The organism is Curtobacterium sp. Leaf154, from assembly GCF_001424595.1.
Lineage (GTDB): Bacteria > Actinomycetota > Actinomycetes > Actinomycetales > Microbacteriaceae > Curtobacterium > Curtobacterium poinsettiae.
The window spans coordinates 1-12,301 of the sequence record NZ_LMOS01000007.1; the positions used below are offsets into that span (position 1 = coordinate 1).

Genomic DNA, 12,301 nt, shown 5'->3' on the forward strand with positions numbered 1-12,301 from the left:
CTCGAGGCAGGCCTGCGGGTCGTGGAGACCCCGATCACGTTCACCGAGCGGGAGTTCGGTGTCTCGAAGATGAGCGGCAACATCGTCCGCGAGAGCCTCGCGCTCGTGACGAAGTGGGGCATCGACCGTCGCATCCGCGAGACCCGCTCCCTGGTCAAGGACCACCGCAAGCTGCCCTCCGTGCGGAAGAACACCCGCTCCTAGCCGGCGCCCTGCAGCAGGGCCAGCAGCTGGATGCTCGACCACTCGCCGACGTCAGAGTCGGGGCTCGAGTGCGCCTGCCCATACGCTGGCGGGTGTGCATGCTGACGTGAAGCGGGACACCCGCAGGAACGCCCGATGGGTCATCGCCGGCGGAGCCACCCTCTTCGGCACACTCATCACCCTGATCGCGATCACCCACCGAACCATCTGGCTCGACGAGACCGCGACCATCGCAGCCTCGACCCGGTCGTGGGACGCACTGCAGGACCTCATCGGCCGGATCGACCTGGTGCACGCGGCGTACTACGTCGGCATGCACCTCTGGTTCGACCTCGTCGGCTACAGCCCCTTCACGCTCCGCTTCCCGTCGGCCGTCGCGATCGGACTGGCAGGCGGGCTCGTCGTCCTGCTCGCTGAGCGGCTGTTCTCCCTTGCCACGGCGACGATCTCCGCGATCATCCTGCCCCTCCTGCCCGTCGTCGCCTCGGCCGGCACATCCGGACGTTCTCCGGCGTTCGAGCTCCTGCTAGCGGTACTCACAACGGTGCTGCTCGTCCACGCTTTGGACGCCACCGACAGCCGGAAACCGCCACTGCTGATCACCCTGTGGTGGCTGCTGTACGCGGTCTTCGCCTACGTGTCGGTGCTGGTGTTCCTGTGGGCGGCACTCATCGTCGCCGCGCACGCCCTGACGGTGTTCCTCCGCTTCCTCTTCGCACCGAAGCAGCGCTGGATTGGTCTCGCAGCCGCAGCGTGGACGATCGCCATCCTCGGCGTCGCCGTCGTGCCGTTCGTTCGCGCAACGATCCCGCAGTCCCGACAGATCGGATGGCTGCAGGCACCCACCTGGCACAGCGCCATCGAAAACGGATGGCGGCTGCAGTTCTTCGACTTCGCGCTCGTCACCACCACCAGATCCTTCGTGACCGCAGTCGCCGTCGTGTCGTGGTTGCTGGTCCTCGTCGGTGTCGCGTTCGCGCTCCGAAAGCGCAGGGAAGCGCTGGTGGTGATGCTGCCGTGGCTGATCGTGCCCACCGTGGCGCTGCTCGCCGCATCGCACTTCTACAAGCCCGTCTACAACGCCCGCTACGTGACGTACTCCGCACCGGCACTCGCGATCCTCATCGCCGCCGGCATCGTCGCCCTCCTCCCCTACGCGAAGGGCATCATCAGTGGCCTGCTCCTCATCGCGTTCCTCATCCCCGCCGGACAGGTGTGGTGGAGCATCCGGTACGCATCCCCGAAGTCCACCGATCTCGCCACCGCCGCACGGGAGCTCACCGAGGCACGCCAGGACGAGCGGGGCCCAGCCGGACTCATCCTCGGCAAGATGCACCGGCCAGCCGACCAACTGACCATCGCTTACCCGTCATCCGTCGAGGGGTTGAAGGACCTCTGGACGAAGACGAGCGCGGCGGACATGAACTACTTCTTCGCGCGCATGCACGGCGCCGTCAACGCAGCGAACGACACCAAGGGTCTCCGCACTGTCTGGTACATCGGCGACAACCCAGCCGAACTCGACCAGGTCGCGGCGGCCCTCCGCAATGCGGGGTTCAAGGAGCAGAAGAAGCTCAACTACGGCGGGGCCGGCGAACGCAACTTCATTACTGAGTTCACCCGCTGAGTACTCGAGCGAAGACGCCTTCATTCATGCAGCATCCCGTCGAGTCTGACGAGCGGAAGGGCTGCGGCACTCAGCAGTCACGCATTCGCGATGCTCCTCAGCCGGCTCGGCTTCGCTCAAAGTGAGGCAACCGTAGGGATTTAGACTCTCAGACCGCCGCAGGTCGCCCTCCTGTGCTTCCTCGCACCCCGCCTATCTGAACGTCCATTAAGCCCACAGCGGTACTAACCCCTCTGATCAGGTCTTTCTCTCAGCGCCCCCAAACGGGTGCCACCCTGTCGTACTCAGCTTCCTCCTAAGCTTCGGGGGTTGACAGCAGCTCGTGCTGTCTGATTCATCTAGGGGGTTCCGTGCGCTCGACGCTGCACGCTCCGCGTATGGGAAAGCGCAGCATCGCTGCCGCAATCCTCGGCGCGATTGCACTGGTTGGTTCGTTACTGGTCGCCACGCCGGCTCAGGCGTTGAATGATTCCGGGACTGGTGGAGTATTTGTCCCCGCGAGCGGCCGGATTCTCGACACGGCGAAGGGTACTGGCGGTTTCAGTACGCCGATGGAAGCGGGCAAGTACCGCACGATCAAGGTCGCTGGTCTCGCTGGTTTGCCGGAGGACGGCTCCGTTGGCGCCGTTTCCCTCAACGCAACCGTAGGCACCACCCCAGACAACGGCACGCTGTTCGGTCGCCCCAACGCCGACACGTCACGCACCACGATGTTGATCTACAACGACCACACCGGCGAGTACGTTTCGAACACGGCGACGGTCGCGGTTGGTGCAGACGGAACGATCCAGATCATGACCGAAACCACGGCTCGCGTGATCCTCGACGTGCAGGGGTATTACACAGCGAACATCGACGGCACCTCTGCTGGCGGCTTCATCCCCGTCGCAGGGAAGCGGGTTGTGGACACCCGCTCCGGGCTCGGCACCGCCAAGGCATCGATCGCGCCGGGTAAGAGCATCGACGTGCAGGTAGCGGGTACCAATAGCATTCCATCAGACGCATCAGGTGCCGTCGTGAACCTGATCGCTATCAACTCTACGAACTTGGACGGCAACCTCACGCCCTACGCTGCCGATTCACCGAGACCGCAGAACTCGCTGCACTACGCCCCTTCGGAGACCACCTCAGTCCAGGCGCAAGTTGCCCTCTCTCCGACCGGCAAGATGACGATTGCGAACTCATCGACCACGATCAACCTTGTCGTGGATCTGCAGGGCTACTTCACTGCCGCAGGTAAGTCCGGCGCGAGCTTCACGCCCGCCACCGGCCGCGCCTACAACTCACGCGCAACCGGAAATACCCCGCTAGCGAAGAACGAAACCCGTTCCATCCAGATTGCCGGCCAAGCTGGTGTTCCCGTGATGGGTTCGGGGATCACCGCCGTAGTGCTGACCCTCATCGTCTCGCACGGCGGCAGCGACGGCCGTGCCACCGTTTGGGCTGACGGCACAACCAAACCCGACACCACCGCGATCAACTTCCAGACAGACGATATTCGCACCAACACCATCACTGTCCCCCTCGGCGCCAACGGCAAAATCGACCTCAACAACGTAGCGGACGCGACGCACTACATCGTGGACGTTCAGGGTTGGTATGTGAACACGATGGCCCCGACAATCTCCTGCCCGACCGAATACAAAGCTGGCAGTTGGACGACGCATTCGGATGGCGCTGACATCGTCTGCAAAGTCACAGCGCACCCCTCAGCGGACTCAGACTCTTACCTGATCACGCTCTTGAACGACGACCCGATCGACACCCTGCCACTCACCAGCGACAACGGTGCGTCGGTCAATGTCACCATCCCTGGTACACCCGGCTGGCATCGCGTTACGGCAATCATCACCAACGCTATGGGCGACACCGAAGAGCAAGAGTTCGCATTCGGACTAAACGCAACAGCCCCAAGCGCAACCCTCACGGCGATCGAGAACGCCACTCCCGAGTCCCTCATGGATTTGTCATCTCTGAAAAAGACCACCAGCGGCGCAGTGGCAATCCAGACGACCGATGAGGTAGCCGTAACGGTTCCGAATAGCGCCACGGACGGAATCACCTTGGATCCCACCGCCTCCGATTCCGCAAGCACCGTCCTCTCAGCGGCCCTTCCTTTCGCCGCCGGAGCAACCGCTGCTGTGTCCGAAACAGACGGCGTCGTTTCCTACAACAATCAAAACGGCTCTAGCACCGTACCCATCGTGCACTCAGACGGCGCCGTTCAAGTCGCCACCGTGATCGAAACAGCTCAAGCCCCGACCCGCTTCGCGTATCCTCTGGGCCTGCCGGAAGGTAGCCAAATCGCGACGACCGAAGACGGGGCGCTGGTTATCACGGATAGCTCCGGCTTCTTTATCGGCTCCTTGAACGCGCCGTGGGCGAAGGATGCACGAGGCGCTGACGTTCCAACGCGCTACGAGGTCGATGGTGACACCGTTACGCAGGTGGTCGACACTAGCAATGTGGACAGCTTCCCCGTGGTTGCCGACCCTGATCTTTGGACCACTATCAAGAATGTAGCGGGTTGCGCTCTCGATATCGCGTCTTGGACCCTGCCGGCCGCGAAGGCAGTACAAAAGCTTGCGAAGGTTGAAAAGATTATCAAAAGCTCTAAGAAGGTCATCAAGGCCTACAACGAGCTTGGTGGCAAGCTTGATAAGGTCATGAAGTCACTGAAGAAGTATGTTGCCAACAAGTCCAGCCTGTCGAAGAAGAAGGTTGGCGCCTGGGGGACTATCATCTCACTGGTTGGTGCCGGGCTCTTTGAGTTGCTAGGTATCGGGAATTGTGTTGAATTGGTCAAATCGTTCGCGGTGAGGAAATGAACAGTATCGACAATGACAAGGGATCACCTAAACTGCTGCAGCAACTATCATTTCCGTCCGGTCGGCTTCTCTCGTTATACGTTGCGGCTATGGCGATAACTACCATAATCGGCCTCGTGCTGTGGGTATCGTTCGATGTGGGTGTTCCGATATCGAGATGGATCATTGGCGCACTGTCCGTGTTCGGCCTACTGTGGACCGTGAACATAATCAGAAATGATCGTTCGAACAACTCAGATGACGAATCGCGCTGATTCTGCATAACCTTACATTGGGCCCCATGCCGCATCAGCGGGATGGGGCCCAATTTTTCACGGATTATCGTTGCCGCCTGAGATACCACGGCAAAGGGTTGGGCACAGATACCCCGATCGCCACATTGCTTAGAGCGGGCGAGGGCTGGAGTGATGTAGTTCCGGAATAAGATGTTTTGAAGCCACCCAATCCGGTGCATTTTTCACAGCGCATTGTATTACTGCCGCTTTCGACGCTCAACCAAGCTCGTCATCGTCTTGGTCCAGGATAGGAACGAGCAGGTCGTCGATCGCCATGCCGAGCCGACGCGCCTCTGCGAGGGCTTCGGCGGAACGCACGAACGCGGCCTCGGCCTTCGCTTCGAGATCTCCGGCAGCTCGGTAGGTGTCGGTCGCGCTCAGGTCGTCGAACTGGGTCGGCTTCCTGGTGTGCGGGCCGACCTCCTCCGCGAACCCAGTCGTTAGACGTCGCGCCGGGATGATCGACGTGATCGAGCGTTTCGACAGCGGCACACCGGTCCGGACCCAGCCGTAAGTGTCCAACGGCACGAGCAGGTCGGTAGCTCGGCGCCACTGTTCAGTGACCGGCTGACCGCAGTCGTGCTTCGTGAGGTCTGCCTTCGTGGGATCCAGGAGCCCGCGAGTCTGAGCACGGTGGCCGAGGTAGGCGTTACCGGCCACGCGCAGCCAGCGCGTCACAGCGCAGGCAAGACACGTCACCGGGTCATCGTTGCTCGGGATGACGCGACCGCAGATCTTCACGATGCTGCCAAGCTCGATCGCCGCTGGTGAGAGTTGTCGCGCTTCCTGCCGGCTGAGCTGCAGGAAGCCGACGAGCACGATCAAGAAGGCGTCGCGTCGGCCGCGCAGCCCAACAGGGTGGCGATACTTCGGGATCTCACCCAGGGCCTGCTCGATGTCAGCAACCACCGCCGAACCCTTCCAGACGCGGGCGGGCGGGACCAGGATGATTGGGGACGGCTCCCCCGCGTCCAGGTGTTTGACGGTGATCGCGCGCCGTCGAAGGCGCTGCTTGGATTTCGAGCCAGGGAAGAGCGCAAGGAATCTTTCCACGGTCTCCGGGGACGCCGGCAGGGCTTCCCTCCCCGACGCCGCGCACCAGGCCTCGAAGCGTGCCCAGTGCCGCTCGAGCTGCGGCGTCACGGTCACAGCTTGATCCGGGTCGAGGCGTTGCGGACCAACGGGGTGTACTCGCGGTCGTAGATCCGCAACGTCGCCGCGGAGTTGTGGCCAGTCTGGTTCATGATCTCGACGTCGGTCGCGCCGGCGTTGCGTGCCTCGGTGATGAAGCCGGCGCGCATCGAGTGCCCGCTGAAGCCTTCGGCGTCGACGCCGGCCTTCCGTATCCGGGACTGGACGACCTTGCCGACCGCGGTTGGGGTGAGCCGGGCCTCGCGGAAGAAGCCCCACTTGCTCACCGCTGGGAAGAACGGGGCGGCGGGGTCGAGACGTTCCTCGTGCGACGGAAGACCCTCATCGCAGATGTGCACGTCGGTCGCGGCGTCCATGAGCGCAGCAAACATCCCCGCCTCGCCGCGCTGATGCTGCTCGACCTGCAGGCGATACAGCCGCACGAACGCGCAGGGCCCGCAGGTGAGCGGGTTCGATCCGAAGCGGATGATCTTCGGCGGCCCGTCGCCCTCCTGCTGCGTCTTCGACCGACGCATCCGGATGCGGACGCCCTCGTCGGGGACGAGGCGGTAGTCGCTGACGTCGGTCGCGACGAGCTCGCTCTCGCGGAACGCACCCACGAAGCCGAACAGGAGCAGGGCGTAGTCGCGGGTATTGATAGCGCCGCGCTCGAAGTTCGTCAGGTCGATCGCGCGCAGGGTGCGCTGCAGGAGCTTCAGCGTCAGCGGAGCAGCACGTTGGACGGGTGGTGGGTCATCGCGACGGATGCCCTGCATGGTGTCGCGGACGCGCGGGTGCTTCCCGGGCGGATCGAAGTGGCGGCGCTCGTGCTCCCAGTTGATCGCAGCGAGGTAGCGCGCGATCGTCGATGGCGCGTAGCGACGGACCCCTGGCGCCACCTCCGAGGCAGCCTTGGCCGCCAGGAAGTCAGCAACCTCCTTGGCCGTCCGCGGCGCCGTGCGCACGCGAGCGATGTCGGCGGGGTCGTGCACCTCGTCGTCCTCGAAGCCGGCGAGCCAGCGCGCGAACTGGCGAAGATCACTCTGGTAGGCGCGCACCGTGCTCTCGGACTTCGCCTCGAGGGCGAGCTGCTCAGCCGTCTTCGCTACGACCGGCGGCCGCGGCCCCCGTGCTGCAGCACGACGAATGGCCGCTGCGGTGCGACTGCGCTCGGCGGCCGCGCGCTGCTCCGCGGTCATCGCCTTGCCCGACACCGCCCGGAGTGGCCGGCGCGCCAGCCGGTCATCACCGAGGAGCTCGGGGACGAGATCGTTGGGTGCGTCGCTTGCGACGACGAGCTCCTCCCCCGGCTCGTCACTCACCGGTGCGCCTCGGCCATCGTGTGCACAGCTCTCCCCTCGGCGGGACGGCTCGGCGTCACCTCGCTGCCAATTCACGTGTCCAGAACGGGCCTGTGGCCCCGGCCGCCTCAGTTCCGATAATAGTCATTCTCGGAACGTGCCAGCGGGAGATGAAGTGACCAGACTCGAGGCCGGGAATCGATCCGTCCGCACCCCTCGGACCTGCTCGAACCGATGCCGGATTGTTACACTCCCATTCTTAGTCTGGTAAACGAGCAAACCCGACATCTTGACTCGTAATCGGCGCCTACAACCGGAGTCGCAGCTATGTAGCTTTGCGAGAATGAGCATTCCGAACAGCACCGAGGACGGCCCGCGCCCGCGGCAAAAGAACGCACTGACCACGACAGCGGTGGAGGAGCAACTGCTACTTGCCTTCCGGGCTCTGGGAGCTGAAGGCGACTACCTTGTTCGCGGCCTCACGACGCTGATCAAGAGCATGCCGCCCGTGCTTCCGCGAGCAGCCCAATCTGAACACAGCAGGAGTCTCGTCGAGGCTGGGGTGATGACAGCCGAAGACGTGGCTGCTGCCGAAGACGAGCTTGCGCAGGGTGCACTCCCGCTAGTCGAGTCGGGCGGTTGGCTCTCGAGCGCCTGGGAGACGGTATCGCTGGACTCAGCGTCCGCGTTTCTGCATCGGACGCCTCAAGACATCGTCAGTGCCGCGGAACGAGGCGAGCTCTTGATGGTCGAGATCGGCGGCGAAAGACGTATCCCGACTTGGCAGTTCACGACCAGGCCAGTCGGTCAGCTCCTGCCACACCTGGCCGAACTGGTGCCTGCGCTCCTCGAGCGGTGGCAGCCGCTTTCGATCGGCCGCTTCTTCACGACACGTCAGGAGGACCTGATCGATGCGGGCATGAAGACACCTGCGGCCTGGTTGGAGGACGGCGGCGACCCCTCCGAGGTGCTCGACCTCATCAGCGCAGGGCTGTACCGATGACCGCGAACGGCATCGCGGTACCGGCCGTACAAGTGGCCCACGTCTCAGTTTCGGCCCGCTCCTCCGCACGGACGGTGACGCCTCGTGAACGAGGCTGACGCTAGCTCCGACTGGAGCACCGAGGCAGACGCCTTACGTCAGATCCTGACCCGGGAGACCGCTCGCATCGTCGTGACACGACTGAGCGTGTCGCCGTGGTTCGCTAGCAGGCACTGGGAGGATCTCAGCCGCGAGGAACAAGACAACATCCTCGGGTGGGTTGAACTCGTCTCCATCGCGCAGATCGAGGCGTACGGATCTGCGCTGAAACTTGCAGGTCTAGATGTCGACGAGGACTGAGCGCCGCGCGGCATGGTGGCCAAGCCGACAAACTTCGCCTCCAGCGAGCTGGGCCTACGTAATTGAAGACCTACTTGCGCCCGACCGTTCGCGGGAGTGGGCACGGGCCGCAGCCCTCTTCATCGAGGTGCACACGAAGCAACGGGGTCACGGACCGACGTTCAACGAGCTGTTCATACATCTCTTACCGGAGACGAACGGAGTTCCGTCACGGCGCCCGGAAGGCGTGAACTCACGAGACCACTACCACGCCAGGAGCTACTTCCGGCTCTATGTCATGCGCGAATGGCGCAAGCACGACCTATTCGTTTGGAGAACAGGAGTGCATCGGAGCCTCAACGTTCCGGGGAAGTTTGCAAAGAGGCTACGTCAACTCGAGCGCGCGGACGCAGCGCGATCTTGAGCCGCGCACTCACGCGCGGCGCGACGCCGTCTAGGCGCGAGGAAGCCGGACGGCTGGACCGCGTCGCTTAGACGAGCCGCTGCGCAGTGGATGCACAATCGCGCACAAGCCCGTCGCGAGGTTGTGCACGTCGCCGGGCGGGAGTAAAGCTCGAAGAATCGCGCCGATTGGCGGCACTCGGCCGAAACCTCGTGCACGACTTCGCGACGAAACTCAAGCTCTCAGTAAGCGGCCGCGCGGCGGTTCCATCGGGCTGCCGAGCCATCGATGCACAATCGTGCACGTTCTTGTGCTTAAGAGTCCCGCGGCCAAAGATTGGGGCTCAGTCCGGTACCGGTACAACGGGTACGCCGTCAGCAGGCTCTCGCGCCTCGCACTGGGGCTCGCACCCGGGCACCCGATCTGACTGGATGGATGCCATGGGGACGAACGACGCCACTGGAGCCGGTGCATCCGCTCATCGCGAATACGACCGCCGGCGGGCGCGCGACGAGGCGAAGGTCCGCGAGACGTGGGGCGAGGGTCGCATCGGCAAGATCGCCGTCGCGCTCTCGAGCGAGCGGCAGAGCACCGTCGCATGGAAGTCCGGGGCAGCCGGCGAGGCTATCGTCGGCCAGGCGCTTGACGCCATCGCCTCCGAGGACATCGTCGTGCTGCACGACCGCCGCGTCCCCAGGACGCGAGCGAATATCGACCACATCGTGATCACCCGCGCCGGCGTCTGGGTCATCGACGCGAAGCGCTACCGCAACAAGCGGCCCCGGCTGCAGGTCGAGGGCGGGCTGTTCCGGCCACGCACCGAGAAGCTCATCGTCGGCGGCGACCGCACGAAGCTCGTCGACAGCGTCCTCCGCCAGGCGGCGCTCGTGCACGAGGTCGTCGACCCGGTCAGCGTGCACGGCGCGCTCTGCTTCGTCGACGCGGACTGGCCGCTCCTCGGCGGCTCGTTCACCACCCGTGGCATCGAGGTCTGCTGGCCGAAGAAGCTCGCGAAGCAGCTCGCCTCGCTCGACGGTCAGGTCGACGTCACCGCGACCGCGGCCACGATCGCAGCGCACTTCCCGCCCGCCTGATTCGACGCACCGCAAGCCGCGCCCTCCATGGCGACGTGGTCGCCACAATTGCCACTTTTCCGGAATAAGTGACATTATCGACATGACTATTGGCGGGAAGGACGCGCGATGACGAACTGGCCAACACACACGACGCGCGTCGTCCCGTGGACGAGCACGAGCCGCCGAGGCGCACGCGAGGACCGCATGCTCACCGAGGTGGCCGTGTCCATCCCTCCGATGATCGCCAGCGCCCACGTGCCCGTCATCGCCGACCGCGACCTCGCCCGGGCCCGCTACGAGGCCGCCGACCTCGAGCGCGTGGCAGACGGCGTGCTCAGCCCCCTCGCCGGCTTCCTCATCCGCATGGAGTCCGTCGCCTCCAGCCGCATCGAGCACGTCGAGGCATCTCCGGTCGCGTTCGCGCGCGCCATCGGCGGATTGAAGGAGAACGCCTCCGCCATGTCGATGGTCGCCGCAGGCGCCGCGATCACGAAGCTCATCGACGCCTCGAACACGACGATCACGCTCGACGAGATCCTCGCCGCGCACAAGGCGCTCATGCAGGACGACCCGGACGTCGCCGAGCGCCCCTACGCCGGCCGCATCCGCGATGTGCAGAACTGGATCGGCGGCTCCCAGCACTCGCCCCGTGGTGCGCTCTACGTCCCGCCTCCGCCGGAGGAAGTCCCGGCGCTCCTGGACGACCTGCTCGCGTTCACCAACCGCGACGACGTCGAGCCGGTCACCCAGGCCGCGATCGCGCACGCCCAGTTCGAGAGCATCCACCCGTTCACCGACGGCAACGGCCGCATCGGCAGGGCGCTCATCGGCGCGATCCTGCGTCGCCGGGGCGTCACGCCACACACGGTGCTGCCGGTCGCCAGCGCCCTCGCCGCGGACACGGGCCACTACTTCTCGCTCCTCGGCGCGTACCGCACGGGTGACGCGGAGCCGATCGTCACCGACCTGGCGCTCTGCGTCGAGACGGCGGCCCGTGAGGCCCGCGGCACGTCGCGCGCCTTCGCGCAGTACGAAGCCGCATGGCGCGAGCAGGCATCCCCGCGCGCTGGCAGCGCCGCCGACCGCATCCTGCCGGTCCTCCTGTCGCTGCCGGTGTTCACCATCGAGCAGCTCGTCGAAGCGCTCGGCGACGTCCCGGATCGGAGCGTCTACCGCGGCGTGCAGGCCCTCGAGGAGGCCGGCGTCGTCGAAGCCGTCACCGAGCGAGTCCGCGGCCGCGCGTACGCCGCGATGGACGTACTCGACGAGTTCGAGGACCTCGACACCCGCATCCGGGAGCGGATCACCAGGCTCCGCGGAGCGTGACGCTCGTCACGACGACCGCTGCACGTTCGCTCGCACGTCGTCGGCCTGTGCCTCGTCGAGTACCCAGAATCCGGTGTGCTCCGGGTAACGCTCCCGCAGGTAGGCCCGCACGGCACGCCCCGGACGAGACTCGTTCGTGTAGCCGAGCTCGGCTGCCAGCTCTCGCGGTGTGTACGTCGTCACGAGGCCGGCCGCTTCGAGTGGTTCCGCGCGGGGTTCCGAGGCTGGGTGAGCGACTTCGAGTTCGTCCGGCACACCTCACCGACGTCGGAGCCGCATGTCGGGCACGGGTGCGACAAGTCCTCGGTGGCCCTGAGGTCGCGCTCCAGGCCTGCGTAGAAGGCGTCGACCGGAACGCTCGACGAGTCGAGGATCGCCTGTTGGACCAGATCGCGGTGCTTCACGAGGGCGTCGTAGAACCGCTGGGGGTCACCCGCCACGCGAATCACGGCTGGGGCGACCTCCCAGAGAGCCTGTTGAAGGCTCGGGAATGGTCGCGGACCTCCGAAGTCACCATTGCCGACCCGCACACCGTCTCGACGGGCCTCGGCGATGTAGAGCATTTCGAGGTAGTGCAGCTCGAGCGACGACCCCGCCGTCGCGACGATGCGCTTCGTGAGTCCGCCGGTGCCATGCTCTGCGATCACCTGAGTCATGAACGCACCGCTACCGAAGTAGCCATCGACATGTGCCGGATCGAGACGAGTGCTCTGACCGACGTACGCCCACGACTGGTCAGCGGGCTCTGTTCGGAACACATACCCGACCGCGCCCTCCGGCAACTCTGTCTGCTCGCTCATCGTCGTTCC

General features: G+C 64.8%; 10 protein-coding genes and 1 pseudogene. 7 read left to right on the forward strand and 4 right to left on the reverse strand.

Annotation, left to right across the window (positions count from 1 at the left end):
- From ASF75_RS17910 to ASF75_RS14075, 3 genes and pseudogenes are all read left to right on the forward strand, one after another.
- Positions 1–204: pseudogene (locus ASF75_RS17910) on the forward strand (dolichol-phosphate mannosyltransferase); the annotation flags it as partial.
- A gap of 94 nt (positions 205–298) precedes the next feature.
- Positions 299–1,831: a hypothetical protein gene (locus tag ASF75_RS14070; protein ID WP_056072368.1), complete on the forward strand. Its 1,533-nt coding sequence runs from the start codon at positions 299–301 to the stop codon at positions 1,829–1,831.
- 377 nt (positions 1,832–2,208) lie between these two features.
- Complete coding sequence (locus tag ASF75_RS14075) at positions 2,209–4,659, forward strand: hypothetical protein (protein ID WP_156463894.1); 2,451 nt, start codon at positions 2,209–2,211, stop codon at positions 4,657–4,659.
- A 491-nt stretch (positions 4,660–5,150) separates the two neighbouring features.
- Here ASF75_RS14075 and ASF75_RS14080 read toward each other — a convergent pair whose 3' ends face one another.
- Both ASF75_RS14080 and ASF75_RS14085 read right to left on the reverse strand, forming a co-directional pair.
- On the reverse strand, positions 5,151–6,077 hold the full coding sequence (locus ASF75_RS14080) for a hypothetical protein (RefSeq protein ID WP_156463895.1): 927 nt from the start codon (positions 6,075–6,077) through the stop codon (positions 5,151–5,153).
- A 2-nt stretch (positions 6,078–6,079) separates the two neighbouring features.
- Positions 6,080–7,387, reverse strand: coding sequence for a tyrosine-type recombinase/integrase (locus ASF75_RS14085; protein WP_056072382.1), 1,308 nt, complete (start codon positions 7,385–7,387; stop codon positions 6,080–6,082).
- Positions 7,388–7,709: 322 nt separating this feature from the next.
- On the opposite strand from ASF75_RS14085, the gene ASF75_RS14090 reads away from it, so the two are divergent.
- The 4 genes from ASF75_RS14090 to ASF75_RS14105 all read left to right on the forward strand — a co-directional run bounded on the left by ASF75_RS14090 (position 7,710) and on the right by ASF75_RS14105 (position 11,492).
- Positions 7,710–8,369: a hypothetical protein gene (locus ASF75_RS14090; RefSeq protein WP_156463896.1), complete on the forward strand. Its 660-nt coding sequence runs from the start codon at positions 7,710–7,712 to the stop codon at positions 8,367–8,369.
- 84 nt (positions 8,370–8,453) lie between these two features.
- A complete protein-coding gene (locus ASF75_RS14095; RefSeq protein WP_056072387.1) occupies positions 8,454–8,708 on the forward strand; it encodes a hypothetical protein in 255 nt (84 codons plus the stop codon).
- An 822-nt stretch (positions 8,709–9,530) separates the two neighbouring features.
- Complete coding sequence (locus tag ASF75_RS14100) at positions 9,531–10,184, forward strand: nuclease-related domain-containing protein (protein ID WP_056072389.1); 654 nt, start codon at positions 9,531–9,533, stop codon at positions 10,182–10,184.
- Between the two features lie 108 nt (positions 10,185–10,292).
- On the forward strand, positions 10,293–11,492 hold the full coding sequence (locus ASF75_RS14105; protein ID WP_056072393.1) for a Fic family protein: 1,200 nt from the start codon (positions 10,293–10,295) through the stop codon (positions 11,490–11,492).
- 6 nt (positions 11,493–11,498) lie between these two features.
- Here ASF75_RS14105 and ASF75_RS17760 read toward each other — a convergent pair whose 3' ends face one another.
- Positions 11,499–11,675 (reverse strand): hypothetical protein, encoded by a 177-nt coding sequence (locus ASF75_RS17760; protein ID WP_156463897.1) that lies wholly within the window; start codon positions 11,673–11,675, stop codon positions 11,499–11,501.
- Complete coding sequence (locus ASF75_RS14110; RefSeq protein ID WP_156463898.1) at positions 11,672–12,292, reverse strand: hypothetical protein; 621 nt, start codon at positions 12,290–12,292, stop codon at positions 11,672–11,674. Before ASF75_RS14110 ends, ASF75_RS17760 begins: the two co-directional genes overlap by 4 nt.
- Positions 12,293–12,301: the final 9 nt, after the last annotated feature.

Excerpts from the sequence above, each read along its gene's own strand:
- ASF75_RS14075 (WP_156463894.1), top strand. The coding sequence starts at position 2,209 with ATGGGAAAGCGCAGCATCGCTGCCGCAATCCTCGGCGCGATTGCACTG.
- ASF75_RS14090 (WP_156463896.1), top strand. The coding sequence starts at position 7,710 with ATGAGCATTCCGAACAGCACCGAGGACGGCCCGCGCCCGCGGCAAAAG.
- ASF75_RS14100 (WP_056072389.1), top strand. The coding sequence starts at position 9,531 with ATGGGGACGAACGACGCCACTGGAGCCGGTGCATCCGCTCATCGCGAA.
- ASF75_RS14105 (WP_056072393.1), top strand. The coding sequence starts at position 10,293 with ATGACGAACTGGCCAACACACACGACGCGCGTCGTCCCGTGGACGAGC.
- ASF75_RS14110 (WP_156463898.1), bottom strand. The coding sequence starts at position 12,292 with ATGAGCGAGCAGACAGAGTTGCCGGAGGGCGCGGTCGGGTATGTGTTC.